Origin of the sequence: Kitasatospora sp. NPDC097605, assembly GCF_040302725.1 — a bacterium.
Classification (GTDB): domain Bacteria; phylum Actinomycetota; class Actinomycetes; order Streptomycetales; family Streptomycetaceae; genus Kitasatospora.
In genome coordinates, this window is sequence record NZ_JBEOSF010000022.1 from 94,587 (window position 1) to 118,952 (window position 24,366).

At 75.1% G+C, this 24,366-nt stretch carries 20 protein-coding genes; 10 read left to right on the forward strand and 10 right to left on the reverse strand.

What is annotated here, in order from left to right:
• Positions 1 to 112: 112 nt before the first annotated feature.
• A complete protein-coding gene (locus ABTX81_RS24330) occupies positions 113 to 1,072 on the forward strand; it encodes an alpha/beta hydrolase (RefSeq protein WP_350549148.1) in 960 nt (319 codons plus the stop codon).
• A 150-nt stretch (positions 1,073 to 1,222) separates the two neighbouring features.
• Positions 1,223 to 2,656 carry a selenium-binding protein SBP56-related protein gene (locus ABTX81_RS24335; protein WP_350549150.1) on the forward strand — a complete coding sequence of 478 codons (1,434 nt, stop codon included), beginning with the start codon at positions 1,223 to 1,225 and terminating at the stop codon, positions 2,654 to 2,656.
• 96 nt (positions 2,657 to 2,752) lie between these two features.
• Here ABTX81_RS24335 and ABTX81_RS24340 read toward each other — a convergent pair whose 3' ends face one another.
• Both ABTX81_RS24340 and ABTX81_RS24345 read right to left on the reverse strand, forming a co-directional pair.
• Positions 2,753 to 4,132 carry a globin domain-containing protein gene (locus ABTX81_RS24340; protein WP_350549152.1) on the reverse strand — a complete coding sequence of 460 codons (1,380 nt, stop codon included), beginning with the start codon at positions 4,130 to 4,132 and terminating at the stop codon, positions 2,753 to 2,755.
• A 199-nt stretch (positions 4,133 to 4,331) separates the two neighbouring features.
• A complete protein-coding gene (locus ABTX81_RS24345; protein WP_350549154.1) occupies positions 4,332 to 5,276 on the reverse strand; it encodes a helix-turn-helix domain-containing protein in 945 nt (314 codons plus the stop codon).
• Positions 5,277 to 5,403: 127 nt separating this feature from the next.
• Between ABTX81_RS24345 and ABTX81_RS24350 the strand changes: the two genes are divergently transcribed.
• Positions 5,404 to 6,570: an NAD(P)-dependent alcohol dehydrogenase gene (locus ABTX81_RS24350; RefSeq protein ID WP_350549156.1), complete on the forward strand. Its 1,167-nt coding sequence runs from the start codon at positions 5,404 to 5,406 to the stop codon at positions 6,568 to 6,570.
• A gap of 227 nt (positions 6,571 to 6,797) precedes the next feature.
• Here ABTX81_RS24350 and ABTX81_RS24355 read toward each other — a convergent pair whose 3' ends face one another.
• From ABTX81_RS24355 to ABTX81_RS24365, 3 genes are all read right to left on the reverse strand, one after another.
• Positions 6,798 to 7,334, reverse strand: coding sequence for a DUF6114 domain-containing protein (locus ABTX81_RS24355; RefSeq protein WP_502892837.1), 537 nt, complete (start codon positions 7,332 to 7,334; stop codon positions 6,798 to 6,800).
• 2 nt (positions 7,335 to 7,336) lie between these two features.
• Positions 7,337 to 7,993, reverse strand: a complete 657-nt coding sequence (locus ABTX81_RS24360; RefSeq protein WP_350549158.1) for a DUF6230 family protein — start codon at positions 7,991 to 7,993, stop codon at positions 7,337 to 7,339.
• A 230-nt stretch (positions 7,994 to 8,223) separates the two neighbouring features.
• Positions 8,224 to 8,934 carry a TetR/AcrR family transcriptional regulator gene (locus tag ABTX81_RS24365; RefSeq protein ID WP_350549160.1) on the reverse strand — a complete coding sequence of 237 codons (711 nt, stop codon included), beginning with the start codon at positions 8,932 to 8,934 and terminating at the stop codon, positions 8,224 to 8,226.
• 473 nt (positions 8,935 to 9,407) lie between these two features.
• Here ABTX81_RS24365 and ABTX81_RS24370 point away from each other — a divergent pair, with 473 nt between their 5' ends.
• From ABTX81_RS24370 to ABTX81_RS24380, 3 genes are all read left to right on the forward strand, one after another.
• Positions 9,408 to 10,106, forward strand: a complete 699-nt coding sequence (locus ABTX81_RS24370) for a Tat pathway signal sequence domain protein (protein ID WP_350549162.1) — start codon at positions 9,408 to 9,410, stop codon at positions 10,104 to 10,106.
• 150 nt (positions 10,107 to 10,256) lie between these two features.
• Positions 10,257 to 11,129, forward strand: coding sequence for an AAA family ATPase (locus ABTX81_RS24375; RefSeq protein WP_350549164.1), 873 nt, complete (start codon positions 10,257 to 10,259; stop codon positions 11,127 to 11,129).
• Complete coding sequence (locus tag ABTX81_RS24380) at positions 11,126 to 12,667, forward strand: vWA domain-containing protein (protein WP_350549166.1); 1,542 nt, start codon at positions 11,126 to 11,128, stop codon at positions 12,665 to 12,667. Before ABTX81_RS24375 ends, ABTX81_RS24380 begins: the two co-directional genes overlap by 4 nt.
• A 57-nt stretch (positions 12,668 to 12,724) precedes the next feature.
• Here ABTX81_RS24380 and ABTX81_RS24385 read toward each other — a convergent pair whose 3' ends face one another.
• Positions 12,725 to 13,720, reverse strand: a complete 996-nt coding sequence (locus tag ABTX81_RS24385; protein ID WP_350549168.1) for an alpha/beta fold hydrolase — start codon at positions 13,718 to 13,720, stop codon at positions 12,725 to 12,727.
• A gap of 126 nt (positions 13,721 to 13,846) precedes the next feature.
• Positions 13,847 to 17,332 (reverse strand): S8 family serine peptidase, encoded by a 3,486-nt coding sequence (locus tag ABTX81_RS24390; protein WP_350549170.1) that lies wholly within the window; start codon positions 17,330 to 17,332, stop codon positions 13,847 to 13,849.
• Positions 17,333 to 17,532: 200 nt separating this feature from the next.
• Between ABTX81_RS24390 and ABTX81_RS24395 the strand changes: the two genes are divergently transcribed.
• On the forward strand, positions 17,533 to 18,072 hold the full coding sequence (locus ABTX81_RS24395; RefSeq protein WP_350549172.1) for a SigE family RNA polymerase sigma factor: 540 nt from the start codon (positions 17,533 to 17,535) through the stop codon (positions 18,070 to 18,072).
• A 46-nt stretch (positions 18,073 to 18,118) separates the two neighbouring features.
• Positions 18,119 to 18,940 (forward strand): hypothetical protein, encoded by an 822-nt coding sequence (locus tag ABTX81_RS24400; RefSeq protein WP_350549174.1) that lies wholly within the window; start codon positions 18,119 to 18,121, stop codon positions 18,938 to 18,940.
• A gap of 171 nt (positions 18,941 to 19,111) precedes the next feature.
• Here the strand turns inward: ABTX81_RS24400 and ABTX81_RS24405 are convergent, their stop codons facing one another.
• On the reverse strand, positions 19,112 to 19,972 hold the full coding sequence (locus tag ABTX81_RS24405) for a siderophore-interacting protein (protein ID WP_350549176.1): 861 nt from the start codon (positions 19,970 to 19,972) through the stop codon (positions 19,112 to 19,114).
• 93 nt (positions 19,973 to 20,065) lie between these two features.
• Here ABTX81_RS24405 and ABTX81_RS24410 point away from each other — a divergent pair, with 93 nt between their 5' ends.
• Entirely contained in the window at positions 20,066 to 20,923 is an 858-nt protein-coding gene (locus ABTX81_RS24410; protein ID WP_350549178.1) for a TetR/AcrR family transcriptional regulator C-terminal domain-containing protein, read from the forward strand.
• Positions 20,924 to 20,962: 39 nt separating this feature from the next.
• Here the strand turns inward: ABTX81_RS24410 and ABTX81_RS24415 are convergent, their stop codons facing one another.
• Together ABTX81_RS24415 and ABTX81_RS24420 are read right to left on the reverse strand one after the other, a co-directional pair.
• Positions 20,963 to 21,178, reverse strand: a complete 216-nt coding sequence (locus tag ABTX81_RS24415; RefSeq protein WP_350549180.1) for a hypothetical protein — start codon at positions 21,176 to 21,178, stop codon at positions 20,963 to 20,965.
• A gap of 10 nt (positions 21,179 to 21,188) precedes the next feature.
• Complete coding sequence (locus tag ABTX81_RS24420) at positions 21,189 to 22,526, reverse strand: MFS transporter (RefSeq protein WP_350549182.1); 1,338 nt, start codon at positions 22,524 to 22,526, stop codon at positions 21,189 to 21,191.
• Positions 22,527 to 22,760: 234 nt separating this feature from the next.
• Between ABTX81_RS24420 and ABTX81_RS24425 the strand changes: the two genes are divergently transcribed.
• Positions 22,761 to 24,350 carry a D-alanyl-D-alanine carboxypeptidase family protein gene (locus tag ABTX81_RS24425; RefSeq protein WP_350549184.1) on the forward strand — a complete coding sequence of 530 codons (1,590 nt, stop codon included), beginning with the start codon at positions 22,761 to 22,763 and terminating at the stop codon, positions 24,348 to 24,350.
• Positions 24,351 to 24,366 lie beyond the last annotated feature (16 nt).

Below are 24,366 nucleotides of genomic sequence, written 5' to 3' on the forward strand. Positions count from 1 at the left end.
GGGCATGTGCGCAGCATAGGCGCCCGGCCCGAGTCGCCGTCACCCCGGAGGCTACCGGCCGGTATCGTCGGGGTTCCCCGAGATTCCGAGCAGAGAGCGGGTGCGTGCGGCCATGGAGTTCCGCGAAGACATCCTGGGTGCCCCCTACGAGGCGGCCGAACTGCCGCTGCGGCCGGACGAGGAGGGCGAGGTCTCGGCCACCCTGGTCCGCCGGCTGGTCCCCGGCTCGGACCGGGCCGTGCTGTACATCCACGGCTACAACGACTACTGGTTCCAGACCCACCTCGCCGACCACTACGCCGCCGCCGGCTTCTCCTTCTACGCGCTCGACCTGCGCAAGTACGGCCGCTCGCTGCGCCCGCACCACTCGCCGAACTTCGTCCGCGACCTCGCGACGTACGACGAGGAGCTGGACCGGGCGGTGCGGATCATCCGGGAGCAGGACGGCCACACCCGGCTGCTGGTCAACGGCCACTCCACCGGCGGGCTGATCGCCGCCCTGTGGGCCGGGCGCCGCAGCGGGCGGGGCCTGGTCGACGGCCTGTTCCTCAACAGCCCGTTCCTCTCCATGCCGGCCGCCGCCGCCGTCCGCACCCTCGGCGCCCCCGCGCTGGACGCGATCGGCCGCTTCGCACCCACCCGGGTGCTGCCCTCCGCCCTCAACCCGCACTACGTGCACAGCCTGCACCGCGACTTCCGCGGCGAGTGGGACTTCGACCTGAAGCTCAAGCCGGCCGAGGGCGTGCCGTTGTTCGCCGGCTGGCTGGCCGCCGTCCAGCGCGGCCACCGGGAGCTGCGGCGCGGACTGGGGATCGACGTGCCGGTGCTGCTGATGGCCTCCACCGCCTCCATCTCCACCACCCGCTGGCACGCCGCCCTGCACCACGCGGACGCCGTCCTGCGCGCCGACGACATCGCGGCCGCCGGCCCCCACCTGGGCCGCCATGTGACGATCGTCCGGATCAAGGGCGGCATGCACGACCTCGTGCTGTCCGGCGAGACCGCCCGCACCCAGGTCTTCGCCGAACTCGACCGCTGGCTCGGGGCCTACTTCCCGCTCGCCGTGCACTGAGCCGGCCGACGCCCCGCGGGGGGCCGGGGTGCGCGCCGCCCCCGGCCCCCCGCCCGCTCCCCGTGCGCCTGCTGTGCGCCCGCGAGTCTGTGGAAGGCTACCCGGGCCCCTGTCACTTCCCTTGCCGAACAGGCGAGTTGAGGAGCCAGCATGCCGCATGGACACGGCCCGCAGCACGACCGGCAGCCCGGCCACAGCGATCCCTCCCTGTACCGCACGCCCGCCGAGGCGATCGCCGCTCCGCCGGAGAAGCTCGCCTATGTGGCGGGCTTCGACCGGTCGGCGCAGCGGCCGGACGCGCTGATCACCGTCGACACCGACCCGGCGTCGGCGAGCTACGGGCGCGTGCTCAACCTCACCGACATGCCCGGGGTGGGCGACGAGCTGCACCACTTCGGCTGGAACGCCTGCTCCAGCGCGCTCGCGCACGCCGGCCACCACGACGCCGAGCGGCGCTATCTGCTGCTGCCGGGCCTGCGCTCCTCGCGGCTGCACGTCCTGGACACCCACCCCGACCCGGTCCGCCCGAGACTGGTGAAGACGGTGGCGGCGGAGGAACTGGCGGCCAGGGCCGGGTACTCGCGCCCGCACACCCTGCACTGCGGGCCGGACGGCGTGTTCCTGTCCTGCCTGGGCGCGGCGGCCGGCGGCGACGGACCCGGCGGGGTCGCCCTGCTCGACCACACCACCTTCGACGTGCTGCGCCCCTGGGAGACCGAGCGCGGCCCGCAGAACTTCGCCTACGACGTGTGGTGGCACCTGGGCACCAATGTGGGCGTGACCAGTGAGTGGGGCACGCCGTGGATGGTCGAGGACGGCGTGGTGCCGGAGCTGCTGCTCGGCCGCAAGTACGGGCACGCGCTGCACTTCTGGGAGCTGGACTCGGGGCGGCACCTGCAGCGGATCGACCTGGGCGACCAGTACCAGATGGTGCTGGAGCTGCGCCCGGCCCACGATCCGCAGGCCGAGTGGGGGTTCGCCGGGGTGGTCACCAATGTGGAGGACCTCTCGGCCTCGGTCTGGCTCTGGTACCGGGACGGCGAGGCGTTCACCGCGCGCAAGGTGATCGAGATCCCCGCCGAGCCGGCGAAGGCCGAGGACCTGCCGCCCGTGCTGCAGCCCTTCGGCGCCGTGCCGCCGCTGGTCACCGACATCAACCTGTCGGTCGACGACCGCTGGCTGTACGTCTCCGCCTGGGGCACCGGCGAGCTGCTGCAGTACGACGTGGCGGACCCGTTCCACCCCCGCCTCACCGCGTCGGTGCGGCTCGGCGGGGTGGCCGCCCGCACGCCGCACCCGGCCGAGCCGGACCGGCCGCTGAGCGGCGCGCCGCAGATGGTCGAGATCAGCCGGGACGGGCGGCGGGTCTACCTCACCAACTCGCTGTACGGGGCGTGGGACGACCAGTTCTACCCGGGCGGCATCGAGCCGTGGATCGTCAAGCTCGACGCCGACCCGGAGGCGGGCGGGCTCACCGTGGACCCGCGGTTCTTCCCGCACGGGGAGGACTTCCAGGGACTGCGGGTGCACCAGACGCACCTGGCGGGCGGGGACGCCTCCTCGGACTCGTACTGCTACCGGTAGCGGGGGCGGCCGCGGGTGCCGTTGCCGGCCGGGCCCGGGCTTCGGCGGGTGCCGGCCGGGGCGGCGGCGGCACGGGCCGGGGCGGCGGGTCCGGTCTCAGAGGCGGCTGAGCACCGGGTCGTGGTGGATCCGGGTGGCCGGCAGGCCGGAGGCGGTCAGCCGGGCGCGGACCTCGTCGACCAGTCCCGCCGGGCCGCTGACGCAGGCCAGGTGCTGGGACCAGTCGCCGGCCCGGCTGACCGCCTCGGCCAGCCGGCCGCCCGGGCCCGCGGGGCCGTCGGCGACGTCGTCGGCGACCGGGATCAGCTCCAGCCAGGGCTTGCGGCCGCCGAGTTCGGCGAGGGCCGGCCAGTCGTAGAGGTCGGCCCTCGCCCGCGCCCCGACGAACAGGTGGACCCGGCGCCCGCGCGGGCGGTGCTCCACCAGCTCCTCGACGATCGCCTTCATCGGCGCCAGCCCGGTGCCTCCGGCCACCAGCAGGAGGTCCCGGGTGTCGTCGTCCGGCATCAGCGTGCCGCGCGGCGGGCCGAGCCGCAGCCGGTCGCCGACGGCGGTGTGCTCGACCAGCGCCTCGCTCACCCCGCCCGGCCCGGTACGGCGGACGTGGAACTCCAGCTCGTTGTCGGCGCGCGGCGCGCAGCCCATCGAGTACTGCCGCCAGGTGTGCGGGAGCAGCGGGTGCTCGACCGTCCCGTACTGCCCGGCCCGGTACGGATAGGGCTCGCCGGTGCGCACCCGGACCACGGCGAGGTCGGCGCGGCGGCGCTCGTGGCCGACGACGGTGGCGTGCCAGTACGGGGGTTCGGTGAGCGCCGACTCGGCGCCCGCGACCATCGACCGGACGGCGAAGCGCAGCATCCGCGTCCAGGCGGCGTCCAGCTCGGCGCTCCAGCCCGCGCCGGCCCGGAGCCGGATCGCCTCGCGGAGCGCTTCCTCGAAGGCCTCGTAGTGGACCGGGCGGACGCCGAGCTTGCGGTGGTCGCGGCCGAGCTGGGCGAGCGTGGCGGCGAGCCGGTCGGGCTGGTGCAGGTGCTCGACCAGGTACTCGAACATCCGCTCCAGGTGGATCTGCTGGAACTCCATGGACTCCGGGAACAGCGCGCGCAGGAAGGGGCGGCGGCGGAACATGAACGTGTACAGGTGGTCGATCAGGTCGGCGAACGGGGTGACCAGGCCGAGGCCGCCGAGGATCAGCCGCTGATCGGCGGCGGCGTCGTGGTCCCGGTGGTAGGTCTCGTTCGGACCGCTCGCACCGCTCGCACCGCTCATGCCGGCCGCGCCCGGTCCGATGTGCGCACCGTGGCCGCCGTGTCCGCCGTGCGCCGAGCGGTCGCCGCCGGGTGCGCCGACCGGGCCGGCGGGCGCTGCGGCGAAGGACGGCGCCGGCGCCAGGATCTGCCGGCGCAGGCGCATGGCGTGGTGACGCGCGATCAACCGGTCGTACTCGGCGGTGCTGCTGGTGCTGTCCATGTCCATGAACCGCAGCCTAATCATCCGTCAGTCACCTCCCGGACGACGGCTGTTCACCGTTCGGACGGGTTCCGGCCCGGTTCCGGGCAGGGGGTGGCCAGGACCGGCGGCAGGTCCAGTAAACGGCCGCGCACGGGGTCCGGACAGGGTCGGCGGTCCCGGTGGACCCGGGACCATCGGACCAGGTCAGGCCGGGTGAAGAGGACTACCGGCCCGTCGACGGACCGGGTCCGGGTTCCGGTTCCGGCTCCGGTGCCGGCTCCGGTGCCGCCGTGGGTGCCGGTTGTGCTTCATGGACCGGTCCGGGGCCGGTCGCGCTCCAGCTGGCCAGCAGGCGCAGCGACTCGGCCGACGGGGAGCCCGGGGCGGCGTGGTAGGCGACCAGCACCTGGTCCGGGTCGCCGGCCAGGCGGAACGTCTCGTAGCGGAGGGTCAGCCGGCCGACCACCGGGTGGTGCAGTTCCTTGACGCCGTGGCCCTTGTCCCGGACGTCGTGCGCGGCCCAGAGCCGGCGGAAGTCCTCGCTCTTGACGGACAGCTCGCCGATCAGCGAGGCGAGCCGGGGGTCGTCCGGGTCGCGCCCCGCGTCGAGCCGGAGCATCCCCACCAGGTCGTTCGCCTTGCTCTCCCAGTCCAGGTACAGCTCCCGGGAGGCCCGGTCGAGGAAGACCAGCCAGGCCAGGTTCCGCTGCTCCGGCGGCAGCGCGGCGACATCGCCGACCAGGGCGTTGCCGAGGCGGTTCCAGGCGATCACGTCGAGCCGCCGGCCGAGGACGTACGCTGGGACGCCGTCCATCGCGTCCAGCAGCTGCTGCAGCTCGGGCCGCACCCGCTGCGGACGCGCCGAGCGGGACCGCCCCGGGGATCGGCGGGCCGGCTGGGTGATCCGGCGCAGGTGGTCGCGCTCGGCGGCGTCCAGGCGCAGGGCGCGGGCGATCGCGTCGAGGACGGCCGTCGAGACGTTCTCCCCGTGCCCCTGCTCCAGCCGCACGTAGTACGCCGTGCTCACCCCGGCCAGCTGGGCCAGCTCCTCGCGGCGCAGACCGGGCACCCGCCGCCGGCCCCCGTAGTCGGGCAGGCCGACGTCGGCGGGCCGCAGCCGCGCCCGGCGGGACCGCAGGAATTCGCTGAGCTCGGTGCGCTGGTCCATGCCAGCAGTATGGGCCCGCGCCCCGGGTCACGGGAGCGCCGAGGGTGACACTGCCCGTCGTAGGAACGGGGATCGTACGACGACCACTGGCCTGGCCGGCCCCGGACGGCGCGCCGAGCCTTGAGGCATGACGAACACGACGATCACCGACACCGAGGCCGACACCACCGCCGGTGCCGCTCGGGCGGATGCCCGGCCGACGGATGCCCGGCTGACGGATGCCCGGCCGGCGGGCGCCGCGGATGGGGCCGGCCGGATCGCGGTCTACGCCGCTCCGGCCCCCAAGGCGTCGCTGGTGCGGACCACCGTGCCGCGCCGGGCACTCGGCGCCCACGACATCCTCATCGACGTCCACTACGCGGGCATCTGTCACTCCGACATCCACCAGGTCGGCGAGGAGTGGGGACCGGGCATCTTCCCGATGGTCCCGGGCCACGAGATCGCCGGGGTGGTCGCGGAGGTCGGCTCCGCGGTCTCCCGCTGGTCGGTCGGCGACCGGGTCGGCGTCGGCTGCTTCGTCGACTCCTGCCGGGAGTGCGACAACTGCCGCGCCGGGCTGCAGCAGTACTGCACGGGCGAGGGCGGCGTCGTCTTCACCTACAACGCCCTCGGGCGCGACGGCGCGCCGACGTACGGCGGGTACGCCAGGCAGCTGGTGATCGACGAGCAGTACGCCCTGCGCATCCCCGACCCGCTGGCGCTGGACGTCGCCGCGCCGCTGCTCTGCGCGGGCATCACGCTCTACTCCCCGCTCACCCACTGGGGTGCCGGGCCGGGCCGGAAGGTCGCCATCGTCGGCCTCGGCGGGCTGGGCCACCTGGGGGTGCGGATCGCCCGGGCGAAGGGAGCCGAGGTCACCGTGCTCAGCCAGTCGTTGCGCAAGCGCGAGGACGGGCTGCGGCTCGGCGCCCACGACTACCGGGCCACCTCCGACCCGGCGACGTTCACGGAGCTGGCGGGCCGCTTCGACCTGGTCGTCAACACCGTCTCGGCCGACCTGGACCTCAGCTCCTACATCGGGCTGCTGCGGACCGACGGAACGCTGGTCCAGCTCGGCGCGCCGGAGAAGCCCGTGGGCCTGCACGCGCACGCGCTGCTCACCGGGCGGCGCTCGCTCGCCGGCTCGATGATCGGCGGGCTACCGGAGACCCAGGAGATGCTGGACTTCTGCGCGCAGCACGGGATCGGCGCGGAGATCGAGCTGATCCGGGCCGACCGGATCAACGAGGCGTACGAGCGCGTCCTGCGGAGCGACGTGCGCTACCGCTTCGTCATCGACGCGTCGACCATCTGACGCGTCGGCCGCCTGACGCATCGGCCGCCTGAGCCGTCGGCTGCCTGAGCCGTCGGCTGCCCGAGGCGTCGTCGGGCGTAGCTGTGCACGGCGCCCCGTCCCCGGCGCTCTCCCATCGCCGGGGGCGGGGCGCCGGTCCTGGGCGCACCGCCACCTGGCCGGCGGCGGGGCGGCCGGTCGCGGCCGCGCCGGACGCGGGGTCTGCGTCGGCGCCGGCCGCGACCGCCTCAGACGCCGGCCGGGCCGGCGGCCTTCCGGCGGGCCTGGCCCCGGCGCAGCAGGCGGCGGCGCGGGGGCTGGTCGGGTATCCAGCCGAAGGTGAGGCAGCTGCCGATCACGCCGAACAGCATGCCGATCAGGAAGCCGCCCAGGTTGGAGGTGAGCCAGCTGCCGAGTGAGGCCAGGACGGCGAGGATCGAGTAGAACAGCCGCTGGGCCGGGTTGAACAGGATCAGCAGGCCGCAGACCACCATCACCGTCGGGACCAGGTAACCGGAGAGCCCCTGGAGCCCGATGTGCAGGACGACGGGCAGCGGGGCGCGCAGGGTGAAGAGGATCTCCGCGCCGCCGAACAGGACCAGTACGCCGCCCCAGAACGGCCGCCGGCCCCGCCAGCCGCGCCAGGACGGGCGGCTCCGGGCGGCCGTGGCCGCCCCGGCCCGGGCGGTCGGCTCGGGCACGGCCGTCGGCACGGCCGTCGACGCGGCCTCGGGCGCCGGCTCGGGTGCTGACGCGGCCTCGGGCGTCGGCTCGGGCCCGGCCACCGTCAGCAGCCCTCGGAGCTGAAGCTCAGCCGCAGGTTGGGCAGCTTGAAGGCACCGGCCGTGGTGGCGTAGTTGTGCTGCCGCAGGTTGGTGATCTTGACGGTGTCGGCCTGCTGGCCGAAGACTCCGGGCAGGCCCTTCACGCCGGCCTTGGTGTAGGTGCTCGCGTCGCCGCCGATCTCGATGTTCTTGAACTCGGCGTCACCGGAGAGCAGGTCGGAGTCGGTGGTGAGGTCGGTGGCGGTCACCGGCGTCCCGGCGTCACCGGCCTTGATCAGCAGGTTGATGCCGCCGAGTTCGACGCTCTGGCAGAGCTTGGTGAGCGAGGCCTCCTTGATCGCGGAGACGGCGACGAGCACCTGCCCGCCGGTGTCCCCGGCGTTGGGGCTGTCCTCGATCATGTGGTCCAGGCTGCCGAACTGCTCGAATCCGACCCCGTCCAGGCTGTCGGCGGTGACGGTGAACGGCATGCCGGAGATCGCGAACTGCGCGGCGAGCACGCCCTGCGCGGTCAGGGTCATCAGCACGGCGCCGGCGGCGACGGCGGGAACGGCCATCAGCGCGGTGCGCTTCAGCCGGACCCGGCCTCTGCGCTGCGCGGGCGCCTCGGCGTCGGCGGTGCTCTCGGTGCTCTGGGCGGCGTCCTCGGACGTGGCCATGTGTGCTCCCTCGGGTGATGGGGACGGGCAGTCACTGGCACGTTGTCCTGGCGCGGACAGCGTTCTGCGGCACGGCCGGGAGGGACCGCCCCTCGGCAGCGGGGCGGGCCGGTCGGGCCGCAGTGGGTAACTGGGAAGCTACTGCCCGGTATTGAGCGGGTCAATACGGGTGCACGAAGGATCATCGTCCGCTTCTCCCGGTCGCCGGCCGCTGCCGCGCTCCTGCCGCGCTACGGCATCGGGTCCAGGGCCAGCCGGCGCGCGGCCTCGGCCGGACCGAGGAAGGGGGCCAGGCAGAAGAGGCTCAAGGTCGGCAGCAGGTCGGGGAGTTCGGTGGTCCGGTCGGTGTCGATGCAGCGCTGCAGGGCGCTGTAGACGCCGCCGACCACGGCGTCGACCATCGCCTCCGTCGTTACCCCGCCGGGGAGTTCGGGCACCTCGGCGAAGAACGCCCGAAAGCGGGTGAGGAGTTGATCGCGCTCACGACGGCCGGCCGGGCCGACCGCGTCCAGCTCGATGACCGCCATGGTCGCGAAAGCCGGCACCCCGGCCAGCAGTCCGAGCATCGCCCGCAGCGACTCGCGGATCCCGGTGCACCAGTCCGGCGCCGCCGCGAACGCCGCCGCCATCCGCCGGATCACCACCCCGGTGCCGTACCGGTGGGCGGCGAGGAAGGCGTCCTCCTTGCCGGTGAAGAGCTCGTAGAAGACCGGCCTGGTCACCCCGGCGGCGCGGCAGATGTCGCTCACCGTGGCCCGCTGGTACCCGTGTTGCGCCACGGTGAGCACCAGCCCGTCGAGCAACCGCTCGCGCTGGGTCGCGGCGACCACCCCCGGCGGCAGCCGGCTCGGTCCGCGCTTGATCGACCGGGCGGGGTCGCGCCCGGTGCGCGCGCCGGGCAGCAGGACGGTCTCGATGTTCCGACGGGCTTCCGGTTTCATCGCCAACTCCTGTGCTTCTTCTTGACATTGCCGCGACGTCCGGTTTACAACACTGGCGGGTTTCCAATCCGCGGCGGACGCCGCCGGAAGCCCGCACGCGTTCCGACTGCTCAGTATGGCGAACGCATGCCCGGCGGTGGCAGCCGCCGACGTGCACCCGCACCGCACGTACCCTCGTGCCCCACCCCGCACCGCCTCCGCTCCATTTCGCCGTACTCAGCCGTACTCGACCGCGGCCGGCCCCAGGTGGCCGTGAGCGGTCGACCCGGGCCGCGCCGTACCCGCCGCACAGCGTCGTGCCGCCGGTACCGCCGCCCGGACGGGTGGGCCCGTGGCGCCGGGCCCGCCGAGTCGCAGTCCGCGGCGCCCCACCCCGCACCACCCGTCGCGGTCATGTCGCGGCCGACGCCGCCGCGCGCCCCCTCACCGACCGCACGGGCCCCCACCCGACTCGCCCGGAGAGGCACACCCTCATGCGTATCCGCCGTTCCCTCGGAACCGCAGCCCTCGCCGCCGCCGCGGTGCTGGCCGCCGGCACCGTCGCCCCCGCCCAGGCCGCCGACGGCACCGCCCCGGCCGCCGCCTCCGTCGCCGTGCTCACCCACACCTCGCTCGGCGGCCCGAACGTCTCCGTCGGCGACGTGCTCGCCGCGGACCTGGTGGCCGGCACCAACGCCACCTTCTACTCCAGCGCCACCGGAACCAGCGGCATCAAGTGCGCCACCTCCTCGTTCTCCGCGACCGTCCTCACCAACCCGACCGCCCCGGGGGTCGCCACCGAGTCGCTCAACACCCAGTCCTTCGGCTCCTGCACCTCCAATGTGATCGGTGTGACCGGAGTGCAGAGCATCACCGTCAACAACCTCCCCTACACCAACTCGGTCAGCGACGCTCCGGGCAACCCGGTCTCGCTCGACCCGACCTCCGCCGGTCCCGTGCAGACCACCGTGGTGCTGAAGACCATCCTCGGCACCATCACCTGCGTCTACCGGGCCACCGGCGGCCTGAGCGGCACGACCAGCAACGTCGGCCAGACCATCGGCTTCAGCGCCCAGGCGCTGCCGAAGTCCTCCGGCCCGAGCACCTGCTTCCCGGTCGGCTACTTCACCGCCCTCTACGGCCAGGTCCGGGACATCTCGGTGCCCGGCAGCCCGATCGTCTGGGTCAACTGACGCCCGCGCGGCACCGGTGACACGCCCGGTCGGCGGACCCTCGGCCGCCGACCGGGCTCCCGCCCCGGTGCCGCCGTGCCCGGGACAGCGAAGTGACCCACCGGTAGGGTGCTGCCGACAGGCAGCGCACGACCGGGATGTGGGGCACGCATGGGCGGCGAGGGCACGCAGTTCTTCGAGTCGGTGGCCGACACGGCCGCCCGGCTGGCCGAGGCCGGCTACCTGGCCTCCACCGAGGTGGCGACCACCGTCTTCCTCGCCGACCGGCTCGGCAAGCCGCTGCTCGTCGAGGGGCCGGCCGGCGTCGGCAAGACCGAACTCGCCAAGGCCGTCGCCGCGATCGGCCGCGCCCGGCTGGTCCGGCTCCAGTGCTACGAGGGCATCGACGAGGCCCGCGCCCTCTACGAGTGGAACCACGCCAAGCAGCTGCTGCGGATCACCGCCGGGCGCGACGAGGGCTGGGACCAGGCCCGCAGCGACATCTTCGGCGAGGAGTTCCTGCTCACCCGACCGCTGCTGACCGCCATCCGCGGCGACGAGCCGACCGTGCTGCTCATCGACGAGATGGACAAGGCCGACGTCGAGGTCGAGGCGCTGCTGCTCGAAGTGCTCAGCGACTTCCAGGTCACCGTGCCCGAGCTGGGCACCATCACGGCGAGCCGCCGCCCGTTCGTCCTCCTCACCTCCAATGCCACCCGGGAGCTCTCCGAGGCGCTGCGCCGGCGCTGCCTCTTCCTCCACCTCGGCTACCCGGAGGCCGAGCTGGAACGCCGGATCGTCCGGCTGCGCGTCCCCGCCCTGGACGCGGCGCTGGCCGAGTCGCTGGTCCGGGTGGTCGGCGCGCTGCGGGCGATGGAACTGCGCAAGGCGCCCTCGGTGGCCGAGACCGTCGACTGGGCCCGCACCCTGCTCGCCCTCGGCGCCGACACCCTCGACGAGACGGTCGTACGCGCCACCCTCGGGGTGATCCTCAAGCACCAGGACGACGTGGTGAAGGCCGCCCAGAAGCTCACCCTCGCATGACCGTCCCGCCCCAGCCCGGCGACGGCACTGCGGCGCCCGCGGGCGGCCCGCCCGCCGACCTCGCCGCCCGGCTGACCGGCTTCGTTCGCACGCTGCGCACCCATGGCCTGCGGATCGGGCCGGCCGAGACGGTCGACGCCGCGGCCGTGCTGGACGTCCTCGGCCTCGCCGACCGCGAGCAGGTCAGGGCCGGGCTGGCCGCCGCCCTGCTGCGCTCCGACGGACAGCGCGGGGTCTTCGACTCCGCCTTCGACCTGTTCTTCCCGCTCGGCGTCGGCGATCCGGAGGCCGTACGCCGGGCCGCCGCCCCGGGCACACCCGATCCGGCCCCGCCCGATCCGGCCGCACCGGCCCCGGCCACCCTCGACCTCGCCGCCCTCGACCCGGCGGGCCTCGACCCCGCGGCCCTGCGCGAGGACCTCCGGGCGCGGATCGCCGCCGCGCTCGCCGCCGACGACCGGGCCGCCCTGGCCCGGCTCGCGGGCGAGGCGGTGGCCGCGTTCGGCCGTTACGGCACCGCCGGCGGCTCGGGCCGGCCCGGCAGCGACGGCTGGTCGGCCTACCAGACCCTCAGCAGGCTCGCCCCGGAGACCCTGCTGGCCCGGGTGCTCGCGGCGCTGCGGGCGGGCGCCGACGGCCGGGGCAGCGACGGTCCCGACCTGGCCGATCACCTCCTTCCCGACGAGATCCGCCGCCGCATCGAGAACTTCCGTGCCATGGTCGGCACCGAGGCGCGCCGGCGGGCGGCCGAGGTGCGCGGCACCGAGCACGTCGCCCAGCGGGCCGTCGCGCCCAGCCCCGATCGGATCGACTTCCTCGCCGCCGGGCACGACCAGCTCGCCGAACTCCGGCGCACCGTGCACCCGTTGGCCCGGAAGCTGGCGACCCGGCTGGCCGCGCGCCGGCGCCGGGCGGCGCGCGGGCACATCGACCTGCGCCGCACCCTGCGCCGCTCGCTGTCCACCGGTGGTGTCCCGCTGCGCCCGGCCCACCGGCTGCGCCGCCCCGTCCGGCCGGAGCTGGTACTGCTCTGCGACGTGTCCGGCTCGGTGGCGGGCTTCTCCGACTTCACCCTGCTGCTGGTCCAGGCGATGCGCGACCAGTTCAGCAAGGTCCGGGTGTTCGCCTTCGTCAACCGCACCGCCGAGGTGACCGACCTGCTCACCCGTGGCGGCGGCGACCCGGCCGCCCTGGCCCGGCGGATCCTCACCGAGGCCAAGGTCATGGGCTACCACGGCAACAGCGACTACGGCTCGGCGCTCGGCGAGTTCGCCGATCGCCACCTGGACGCCGTGGGCCCGCGCACCAGCGTGCTGATCCTCGGCGACGCCCGGAACAACTACCGGGACCCCAATCTCTCCTCTCTCCATCGCGTTTCCGCGCGCGCCCGCCGGGTCTACTGGCTCAACCCGGAGCAGCCCGCCCTCTGGGGCACCGGCGACTCGGCCGCCCCCGCCTACGCCCAGGTGGTCGAGATGCACTGCTGCCGCAACGCCCGCCGGCTGGGCGAGTTCATCGCCCGGCTCCTCCCGGTCTGAGGAGGAGGTGGCGGGGCGGAGCCGGCTGGACCGGTCCGGCCCGCCCCGCCGGTGGCCTCAGCCGTCCAGGTGCTGGAGGAAGTCCAGCAGGGCGGCGGTGACCTCGGCCGGGCTCTCCTGCTGCGTCCAGTGCCCGACACCCGGCAGGGTGACGCGCCGGTACAGCTTGGGCGTCAGGTGCTGCAGCAGCAGCCGCATCCCGTCCTCCGGGATCATCGACGTGACCATGTCCTGGTCCCCGGCCACGTAGAGGGCGGGGACCTCCACGGGCCGGCCGACGAGCCCGGCGAGCAGCTCGTTGTTCCGGTCGATGTTGCGGTACCAGTTCAGGCCGCCGGTGAACGCCCGCTCGCCGTGCTCGGCGTAGTCGGCGACGAAGGCCTCGATGTCCGCCTCCGACAGCCAGTCGGGCAGCTTCTCCGGCTCGACGAGGACGTCCAGCAGGGTCTGGCCCTCGCCGACCACCCAGGCCTGCGACTCCCCGCCGCGCGGACGGTCACCGGAGCCGCTGTAGAACAGCCGGCGGAACGTCGCGTGCGGATCCTGGACGAGTTCGGCGTCGGCGACGCCGGGGCGCTGGAAGTAGACCTGGTAGAAGCCGTCACCGAACCGCTCCCTGGCCTGCGACAGCGGCGGCAGGCTGAGGGTCGGCAGCGGCGGGACGCTGAGGCCGGCCACACCGCGCACCAGATCGGGGCGGAGCGTCGCGGTGGTCCAGGCGACCGGGGCGCCCCAGTCGTGCCCGACCAGCACCGCGCGCTCCTTGCCGAGCGCGCGGATCAGGCCGACGACATCGCCGACCAGGTGGAACAGGGTGTAGGCGTCGACCGACTCGGGCTGCTCGCTGCGGGCGTAGCCGCGCTGGTCGACGGCGACCACCCGGTAGCCGGCCTCGACGAGCGGCGCGAACTGGTTCCGCCAGGAGTACCAGCTCTCCGGAAAGCCGTGCAGCAGCAGGACCAGCGGCCCCTCCCCCTGCTCGGCGACGTGCAGCCGGACTCCGTTCACCTCGACGTGACGATGCGCGATCTGTCCGTACGCCTGCTTGGTCATGCGGCCCTCCTCATTGACGCTTCGTCAATCGGTCGAACGGATAGCGACCGACCGTTCGTTCCCTTCCCTGCCCATCCGGCCGTCCCGGGAAGCGCTTCTACCGCACCATGGGCTTCCTCCCGTCCCTCAAGGCTTCAGCCGATAGGCGTGCAGGATCGTCTGCTCGACCGTCGAACCGTCCGCGTCCTCAGCGGTGACCCGCAGCGAGACGTCCGCGTCGCCCTGCGCGGGCGGGTCGACGGTGATTCGCCGGCCGCCCTGGCCGGCTCCGCCCACGGTGGCGCCCCGCCAGGTGGCGCCGCCGTCGAAGGAGACCTCGGCGGTGAGCCGCGTGGTGGCGGGCGCGGGGGCGCCGCTCTGGCGCTCGACCTTGGCCGTCACCGTGTGCCGGCCGCGCGGTGCCCGGCTCTCGGCGTCCACCGGCGCGCTCAGCCGGACGACGCCGATCGGCAGGGGCGCGGTGCGCACGGCACCGTCGGGACCGGGCGCGACGGGGCCTGAGCGGAAGGTCCACGCGGCCTCGACGGTGCTGGAGAGCGCCCACGCTTCGGCGCGGGTCGCCTTCGCCGTCAGGCGGTAGGTGCCCTCGGCCGGCGGGACGGCGAAGGTCGCCTGCGGGGTGTCCGCGGCGCCGATCCGCCGCCCGTCGCCGGCCAGTTCCAGGTGGACGGTGTCGTCCAGCCGCAGCGGCAGCGGGGAGCCGTAGTGCCCGGGCGCGGGGTCGGAGAACAGCTGCGGGAAGACCGTCAGGAAGTGGTCGCTGGTACGGGCCATCGTGGCGGCGCCGTCCTTGCCGGCCGCGAGGCCCGGGCCGGTGACCGCACCGTTCCACCACTCCGTGCAGGACGTTCCGGCGGAGCAGGGCACCACGCCGATCTGGGTGACGGCCGGCGGGAAGAGCTCTCCGCCGGGGCCCGTCTCCTGGCCGAAGTACGTCTCGCGCTGCTGCCCCCGGGTGGTGAAGTACTCGGTGCGGGCCGCGGGCAGCGGGAAGGTCGGCTCGCCGTAGGTCATCCCACCGAGGCCGTCGGCTTCCGCGTAGCTGCTCATCACCCCGCTGGTGCCGGCGGACTGGGCGCCGTAGAGGGTGGAGACGGTGGCGAGATCGGCCCGGGTCACCCGGAACGCCGGGTCAGGCAGGCCACCCGTGGTGTGCAGGAACAGGTCGTAGCGGTCGGGCAGCCGGCCGTCCTTGCGGTCCGGCCCACGCTGCAGGCTCTGCACCGCGAAGTCCACCGTACCCCCGGTCGGCCGACCACCCGGGATGACGTAGAGGTTGCCGGGGGTGCCGAGGGTGAAGCCCTCGCCGGCGCACGGTGCGTCCTTCGCGCTCCGGTAGCAGAATCCGGCCCACAGCGAGAACGGCACGGCGTTCTCGTCCGGCACGGCTACGGTGATCTGCCGGCCCTGGCGGGCGTCGACGGCGAGCCTGCCATCGGTGCGCAGGTCCAGCTCCGGCTGGAGCAGCAGGGTGGCGGTGGGGCGACCGCCGTTCCTGCCGGGGGTGACGAGCTTGCCGACGAGGTTGTAACGGCCCTCCGGGACCCGGACGGTGGCGGTGCCGTCGGTGAACCGAAGCTCGTAGGCCGCGCGGGTGGCGAGGTCGACGAGGTGGAGCATGGAGCGGCCGGTCTGCCAGTCACCCGGGCCGAGCGGCGCGCCGTCGCGGTCCACGGCCTGGACGGTGATCTCGTGCTGCACGGCCTCCCGGCTCAGGGCGAACGCCGTGGTGACGGAGGGGGCCGCCGGGTCGGCCTGGTGGCCGCCGGCCCCGCTGATGCCCGCGGTGACCCGGCCACTGAGGGTGGCGCCGGCGGCCACCGCGGCCGGATCCACGGTGACGGTCGCCTGGCCGCTGCCGCCGGCCGGCAGCGTCAGCCGGGCGGGGGCCACGGTGAGCGCGCCCGCCGGTCCCGAGGCACCGTCGGTGGCGGTGACCGAGGTCGCCAGGTCGAGGGCGACCGGCTCCCGGCCGGTGTTCCGGTAGGTGATGGTGCGGGTCACCGCGGGGCCGCTCCGCTGGTCCGTGAAGCGGACCCCGGTGGCCTCGGCGGTGGCGAGGACGGTCTGCGCGGTGGCGCGGGCGACGTCCAGCCGGCCGGCCCCCTGCTGGTAGCTGCTCTGGTCGGCGGCCGGCCGGGCGGAGGAGGTGAGGGCGGCCTTGAGCTGCGGGCCCTTCCAGTCCGGGTGCTGCTGCAGCAGCAGGGCCGCGGCGCCGGCGACGTGCGGGGCGGCCATCGAGGTGCCGGAGATGGCGGTGTACTGGTCGCCGACCGGGCTCGGCCCGGTGGTGCCGGCGGCCCGCGCGGCGACGATGTCGCTGCCCGGCGCGGTGAGGTCCGGCTTGACCGCGTGGTCGCCGGTGCGCGGCCCCTGGCTGGAGAGCGGGGAGAGCCGGTCGGCCCGGTCGACCGCCCCGACGGTGAGCGCGGCGTCGGCCGAGCCCGGGGTGCCGACCGTCCCGGCCCGCCCGCTGTTGCCCGCGGCGGCGACGAAGAGCGTGCCGTACCGCTCCGAGAGGGTGTTGACGGCCTGGGCCATCGGGTCGGTGCCGTCGGTGGGCGCGCCGGTGAGGCTGATGTTCACGATCGGGGCCCGGGCGGCGGCCCACTCCAGGCCCTGCAGCACCCAGGACTCCTGGCCGTTGCCCTGGTCGTCGAGGACCTTGCCGACCAGCAGTTCGGCATCGGGGGCGACGCCCTTGAAGCGGCCCCCGGAGGCGGCGCCGTCGCCGCCGACGATCGAGGCGACGTGGGTGCCGTGCCCGTCGGCGTCGTTCACTCCGGCGGTCCCGCCGGTGAAGTCGGAGCTCTCGCCGAGCGACCCGGCGAGGTCGGGGTGGCCGCCGTCGATCCCGGTGTCCAGCACCGCGACCTTGACCCCCTGGCCGGTGAGGCCGGAGCGCCAGGCCGCGGGCGCGCCGATCTGCGCGGTGGAGCGGTCCAGGGCGGCGCCGACCTTGCCGTCCAGCCAGATCTTCGCGATGCCGGGGGCGAGCCCGGCGCCCTCGGCGAGGCCCACGGCGGGCGCGGCCGCGGCCGGACCGAGCCGCTGCCAGAGGTCCCCGGCGCGCTGCTTGTCGGCGCGAAGCGCCGTGCCGTGCACGCTCTCCAGCTCGCGGCCGACGGTGGTGCCCGGCGGCGGCGCGGTGGCGGCGAGGCCGGCGCCCGGGCTCGCCCCCGGCTCGCGGCCGACGATCAGCGGCAGCTCCCGGCTGCCGCCGTCGTCGTAGCCCTGGGCGATCAGCCCGGCGATGTCGAAGAGCCGCGGGTCGAGCCGCCCCTCACGCAGCGGCTGCTCGGCGTCCTGCGGAACCAGGTTGACGCTGCCGGGGGCGCCCGGTACCCGGCTGAAGGTCAATTCGGCGCGTCCGGGGCCGGGGCGGACGCCGACGAGCGCCACCCCGCCGTCGGCGCCGACCCGGGCGGTGACCCGGTCGCCGGTGATCAGGGTGACCTGGACCGGCCGCCCCGCCCCGGGCGCCCCGCCCGGGGTGCCGGCGGCGGGCGCGGCGGCCGGCCGCGCCCAGGCGGCCGGTGCGGCCACCGTCCCCACGAGCACCGCTCCCAGCAGAACGGCCGTCAGCCGCCCCGTCCTCGATGTCCTGCGCATGCGCACCCGTCCCCTCCGGCGGGGCCCGGTTTCGGGCCGGTCCCCGCGTGTTCGGTCTGTCGTGGGGTTCGACGGAAGGGAGGGCGGTGGAGGATGTCATGAGACGTCAGGAAAAATCCTCGGAAAAAATTCGCCGAGCCGTGTCATCTCCGGGGCCTGCCCGTTCCGTCGGTGTGTACAGAGACGAACGGAGGCCTCCCATGCGCACCTCTGACCTGGACGAGTTCCGCACCTTCGCCGAGGAGCGGCTGTCCGACATGCGGCGTACCGCCTACTGGATCTGCGGCGACTGGCACCACGCCGAGGACATCACCCAGATCGCGCTGACCAAGCTCTACGCGACCTGGGACCGTCGACACCGGATCGACAACCTGGAGGCGTACGCCCAGACCGTGGTGACCCGCGCCAGTATCGACCACTGCAGACGACGGTGGCGCAGGGAGCGGCCGACGGAGACGCTGCCCGACTCCGCCGGACCGGCGACGGACCTGTCCCTCAGCCTGCAGGTCAGAACGGCGCTCAACGCCCTGCCGACGCGTCAGCGCGCGGTCGTCGTCCTGAGGTTCTGGGTCGACATGGACATCCCGACGACGGCGCGGGCGCTCAACTGCAGCGTCGGCACCGTCAAGAGCCACACCGCCAGGGCGCTCGCCAAGCTCCGCGAGCTGCTGGGCGAGACCGATCCGTTCGAGCAGCTCACCGCCGCTCCCGCGCCCGTGCCCGCGACGCGCACCCGGTGAGCGCATCCCGTGAAGGAGATCCGATGAACCCCGTGAAGGACACCCCGTGAGACACGACGACACCCAGGACGACCAGGACCACATCCGCCTCCTCCTCGCGGCCGGGCTCGGCGCCGAACCGCCGCTGCGGGCCGGCACGGTCGAGGCGGCGATGGCCGCCGGCCGCCGCCGCGGCGGGGGGCGGGTGCTGGCCAGGACCGGGGTCGGTGCGGGCGTCACCGCCGCCCTCGCCGCCCTGGTGATGTGCCTCGGCTCGGCGGCGCCCGCCCCCGCCTCCGCCGGCGGGCCGACGGTCACCGCCGCCGATCCGCTGACCGGCCCGGTGGCACTGGTCGGCGAGACCGGCGAGGTCCCGCAGGCGCTGCGTCCCGATTCCTTCGGGGCCAGCAGTGACCGGCCGACCGGCTGGTCCAGCGAGCGGCTCGGGGCGACGCTCGCCGGACTGCTGCCGTCCGGCGCCGCCGACGTCCGGGCCGGCGACATCGCCGGGCGCACCTTCCGGGTCGTCTGGAACGGCGCGGCCGGCCCGGTGGAGTTCATCGGCGGCGCCGAGCGTTCGGCGGACGCGCCGAAGGTCCCGCTCTGCGCCACGGTGGCCTTCCCGAAGATCACCCCGGCCCCCGGTCACCCCAGACCCGAGGAGGTGTTGCCGAAGAACCGGTGCGAGCTGGTCGATCTGCCCGGCGGCGGCCGGGCCGAGGCGGTGACGCTCACCTTCCCGCAGGGTGGGCGCACCTCCCAGTACGTCCGCGTCCTGCGGGGCGACGGCCGGACGGTCACCCTCCAGCAGTTCCCGGAGCGGCCGGAGGGCTCGTTGGACACGGCGGCGCTGCTGGCGATCGCCAACGACCCGGCCTGGCGGTTCTGAGCGCGGGCCGCCTCCCGCCGGTCGGCATCCGGTCGACCGGCCGGAGACGGCCAGCGGGAGACGGCAGATGACAAGGACCGATGGGTTCCGGTCGGGGGACGGGGCGTGGGCGCCGCGTCCCGTTCCCCGACCCGCTTCCCCCGTGCAGCGCCCGGCATGCGGGGAGCGGGGTCAGCCGGCCTCGGCCCGGGCCGACTTCTCCCGGGCGTCCGCCAGGTCCTCCGCCGTGGGCGCGTCGTCCTGGGTGAAGCGGTGCCGCCAGTAGCCGCTGAACTCGACCGAGGCCTTCGGCACGCCTCGCTCCTCGACCAGGTGGCGGCGGAGCGTGCGGACCGCGGACGCCTCGCCGGCCAGCCAGGCGAACGGGGTGCCGGCCGGAAGGTCGGCGGCGGCGACGGCCTCGACCAGCCGTCGGCCGGGCGCGGCACCGTCACGGTGCAGCCACCGCACGGCCGTTCCGGCCGGGCCGGGCAGTGGCTGTTCCTCGGCGCGATCCTCGACCTCGGCGAACACCACGATGTCGGTGCCCTCCGGCAGCGCCTCCAGCAGGGTGCAGATCGCGGGCAGCGCCGACTCGTCACCCACCATCAGAACCCAGTCCGCCACCGCGGCGGCGGACGTGATCGACAGCGGGGAGGCATACATCGCGGAAGGTCCGACCATGCCCAAGCGGTCCCCGGGCCGGGCCCGTTCGGCCCAGGCGCTCGCCGGACCGGTGTCACCGTGCAGCACGAAGTCGATCTCCAGCCGCCGGCTCCCGGGCCGGCGCCGGCGGAGGGTGAAGCTGCGCATCCACGGCCGCTCCGCCTGCGGGATGGCCAGGTAGGCCTGGTACCAGCCCATGGCGTCGTCGGTCCGCCCGGGAAGGACGGGGGCGTCCTGGCCGGGGCGGGGGAAGCAGAGTTTGACCTGCTGGTCCGGCGAGGCGCCGACGCTCGCGTCGAGTTCCTCGGCCTGGAAGGTGATCCGGGCCGTCCGAGGCGTGATCCGCGCGACCTCGGCGACTTGGACGAAGGTGACGGGAAGGCTCATGGCTCAACCTCCGGTTTCGATCCCCCGTTGATACCTTATGCCGTAAAGAGTTCCTCGGAGCCGAGGTTACCTTATGCGATAAGGAGTTCCGTCGTGACCGTCTTCGCCGGACAGGGCGACGCCCGCCGCTCCATGGCGCTGCTGTGGCGCGCGCCCGAGACGCCGCGTCCCGGGCGCAGCGGGCCCAAGCCCGGGCTGAGTGTGGACGCCATCGTCCTCGCGGGGATCGCGGTCGCCGACGCGGACGGGATGGCCGCGCTCTCCATGCGCGCGGTCGGCGAGCGCCTCGGCCGCACCGCCATGGCCCTCTACACCTACGTCCCGGGCAAGGCCGAACTCCTCGACCTCATGCACGACCGGGTGCTCGCCGAACTGCCCGCCTCCCCCGACCCGGGCCGGGACTGGCGAGCGGGCGTCACCGCCTGGGCCGACGACGCCCTGGACTGCTACCTCCGGCACCCCTGGGTCCTGCAGATCTCCCAGGCCCGCCCCGTCCTCGGGCCCGGCGAGCTGGGCGCGATGGAGGCCCTGCTGGGGATCCTCCGGGGGGCCCGCCTCGGTCCCCGGGAGCTGCGGGGCGCGGTCGCGGCCCTGTGGCAGTTCGTCCGGGGGTCCGCGCAGACCGCGGCGGACGCCCGGGCCGCCGCGGCCACCACCGGTGTGCCGGACGAGGAGTGGTGGCACGCCCGGGCCGGCCGGCTCGCCGACCTCGCTCCCGACTTCGCCGAACGCTTCCCCCTGCTCACCGCCCTCGAACGGTCCGGCGCCGCCGAGGCCGGCACCGGCGACCCGGCTCCCGACCGCACCCGGGAGGCCTTCCGGACCGGGCTGGCCGTCCTGCTCGACGGCGTCGCCGCGGCCGCCGCCCGGACCGGCCCGTCCACCCCCGACCGGGATCCCGACCGCAATCCCGACCGCGGTCCCGAAGACCACCCCGGAGGTGATGCCTGACACCGGTCCCGACGACGGCCGCGCACCCCCACCCGGGGCTCAGTCCCTGCTGCCCAGGCGGTCCAGCAGGCCCGTGCCGACGGCGAGCAGAATGCCCAGTCCGATCATCACGAAGTAGCCCACCGTCTGGTGGTCGGCGGGGACGAGGTAGCGGACGAAGCCGAAGAGGCGAAAGCCCCACAGGTGGTCGGCGAGCAGGCCGCTGATCCCACCGACGATCAGGACGAAGCTCACGAAGCCGAGGAAGTTCTTCATGGCCACGACGCTAGGCAGCCGTGTCCGGCAGGGAATCCGACTTTCGGCGCGACCGGGCGTCACCAAAGTCGCGCGAGCGGAGCACCGGCACGGCGGCGAGGGCCGGGGCCGCGGCCAGGGCGAAGCAGAGCGGCAGCGGGAGATGACCGACCAGCAGGCCCACGCTTGCGCCGCCGGCGGCCGACCCGGCATTGAAGGCGGTGTTCACCCAGGCACCGGCGCGCGTGCGGGCGTCGGGGGCGACCGCCTCGTCCGCCACCAGGTAGGCGGTGGTGAGAGCGGGTGAGACGAAGAGCCCGGCGAGCGCGACGACCGCGCCGAGCACCAGGAGGTTCGGCGCGAGCCCGGCGACGGCCAGCGCCAGGCCGAGGCCGGCCGTCAGCAGCGGCAGCCGGACGGCGTTGGGCACCGGACGGTCCAGCGCGCCGAGCCCGAGGCCGCCGACCGCGCTGCCGACCGACAGTGCGGCCAGGACCCAGCCGACCGCCTCCGGCCGCCCCTGCCGCTCGGCGAAGGCGACCACCATGAGGTCGAGCGCACCCAGCGCCAGCCCGGTCACGGCCGCCGCGAGCACCGCGCACCGCAGCGCCCTCCCACCACCGAGCCGCCCGGCGCGCCGCGACCGGCGTCCACCAGTCCGGCGTCCACCGGTCGTAACGTCCCCGGTCGCGCCGTCCCCCATCGCGCCGTCCTCCGTCGCGCCGTCCTCCGGGACGCCCGCCGCCGCCAGGGGCGAGGCGACCAGCAGCAGGGCGCCGGTGAGCAGCAGGGCCGCGCCCGCGACCACGGCGCCGGAGGGACCGACCAGTGGCAGCAGCACCCCGACCAGCAGCGGGCCGGTGACGAAGAGCAGTTCCTCGGAGACCCCGTCGAGGCTGTAGGCGCGGCGGAGCAGTGCCGGGTCGGGAAGGAGCCGGCGCCAGAGCGTGCGCATCACCGGCCCGAGCGGCGGGGTGCAGGCGCCCGCCGCGACGACCAGCGCCGCGAGCGCCGCCGGTGCCGTGCCGGGCCGCGCGGTGGCGGCGGCCACGGCGAGCAGCAGGGCGGTGTACAGCACGGCCATCGGCGGCAGCGCGCGCCGGGGGCCGTGACGGTCGACCAGGCCGGCCCTGACCGGGGAGAGGAGGACGCTGGCGAGACCGAACAGGGCCATCGCCGCGCCGGCGGCGGAGTAGGAGCCGGTGGCATCGCGGACGGCCAGCAGCAACGCGAGCGGGACCACGCCGTACGAGAGGCGGCCGAGCAGCGCCGCCCCGAAGGTGCGGCCGGCGTGCGGGGCGGCGAGGACGGCGCGGTAGCCGGGGCGCGCGGAGGAGGCGTGCGGAGGCACGGAAGCGGAGGAGGGCATGGGCACGTTCCTCGGTGAAGACCGGGCGGCGGGCGGGGAACGCCCAGCGGCACCGGATGTGTGCGGGGACACCGGAGGACCGCGCCGACGGCAAGTCGGGGCGCGGTCGCGACGGGTCGCACTACACACAGGGAACGAACATGCCCCGTACCGTACCAGCCGGGAATCCGGGCCGGGGCCCGGACGGAGCAGCGGGCAGGGCGGGGCGGTGGTCGCCCGGGTTACGTTCGCCATGTGCAGCAGAGGCCACCCCACGTCAGCAGCCGCGCCCGGGTCCGGATACCGGCGGCGGCCGGCGCCGTCGCCGCGCTGGCCCTCGCGGCCGGCTCGCCCGCAGCCCCGGCCGCGGCGCTCCCGGCCGACCGGCCGGGCGCCGTCAGCGCGGCCTCCGTCACCGCGACCTCCGTCACCACGGCCTCCCCCACGGCGGTCTCACCCGCCCCCGAACCCGCCGCCGAGCCCGCCCCCGAGCCCCCCGGGCTCCCCACCGCCGTCCCCGAAGCGGCGCAGGACGCGACCACGGTGGTCGGCGGCGAGCGGCTGGCGCGCCCCACCGTCCAGGTGGCGCCCCGGGCCGGGGCACCGGCGTTGCCCGCCGGACTGACCGGGCGGTCCTGGCTGATCGCCGACGCCGCGACCGGCGAGGTGCTGGCGGCCCGCAACGCGCACCTCCCGCTGCCGCCCGCCAGCACGCTCAAGATGCTCTTCGCCGACACCGTGCTGCCCAAGTTCGACCGCTCGCTGGAGCACCGGGTGAGCCCGGCCGAGCTGGCCGAGGTGGGAGCGGGCAGCAGCCTGGTCGGGATCAAGGAGAACCTGCCGTACCGGGTGGAGGACCTCTGGCACGGGGTCTTCCTCGCCTCGGGCAACGACGCCGTGCACGTGCTCTCCCACATGAACGGCGGGCTGGCCCTGACGGTCGCGCAGATGCAGGAGCGGGCGGACGCCCTGCAGGCCCGGGACACCCGGGTGGTCACCCCGGACGGCTACGACCAGGACGGCCAGGTCTCCTCGGCGTACGACCTCACGCTGTTCGCCCGGGCCGGGCTGCGCAACCCCGACTTCCGCAGCTACTGCGCGACCCGCACCGCGCGCTTCCCCGGCGGGCTCGACCTGGCGACCGGGCAGCGGACCGCCTTCGACATCGCCAACACCGACCGCCTGCTGGGCAAGTACCCCGGGCTGATCGGGGTGAAGAACGGCTACACCACCAACGCGGGCGCCACCTTCACCGGCGCGGCCGAACGCGGCGGCCGCACGCTGCTGGTGACGGTGATGCACCCGGAACAGCAGTCCAAGGTGTACGACGAGGCGGCGGCGCTGCTGGACTGGGGCTTCGCGGCGGCCGGCAAGGTCGAGCCGGTCGGCGTCCTGGTGGAGGAAGACGGCGCGGACGCCCCGGCCGACGGTACCGAGGAGCCGGCCGACGGGGGGCTGCCGCACGCGGCCGGGGAGGACGGCCCCGCCATCCGGCGGATCGACCACGCGCTCGGCCCGGCCGGGTGGACGGCGGCCGCCCTGTGCGGGGCACTCGCGATGTGGGCGGCGGCCCGGATCCGCGTCCGCCGGCGGCTGTACACCCGCACCCCCGTGGCCGCCCGGCCACCGGTGCTGCCCGCCGCCCCCACCGTCCCCGCGCACCCGGCGCCCGCCCCGTACGGCACCGTCACCCCCTACCGCACCGCCGCCCTGCGCGGCGCCACCGCGGTGGGCGGGTCCACGGCGGTGGGCGGTGGCGGTCGCCGCCGGTTCGCCCGCCGGGCCAGGAGCCTGGTCCGCTCCGCCCGCACCCGGCTCGGCTCGGCCGGCGCCCGGCGGCCGTGATCACGGGCCCTAGAAT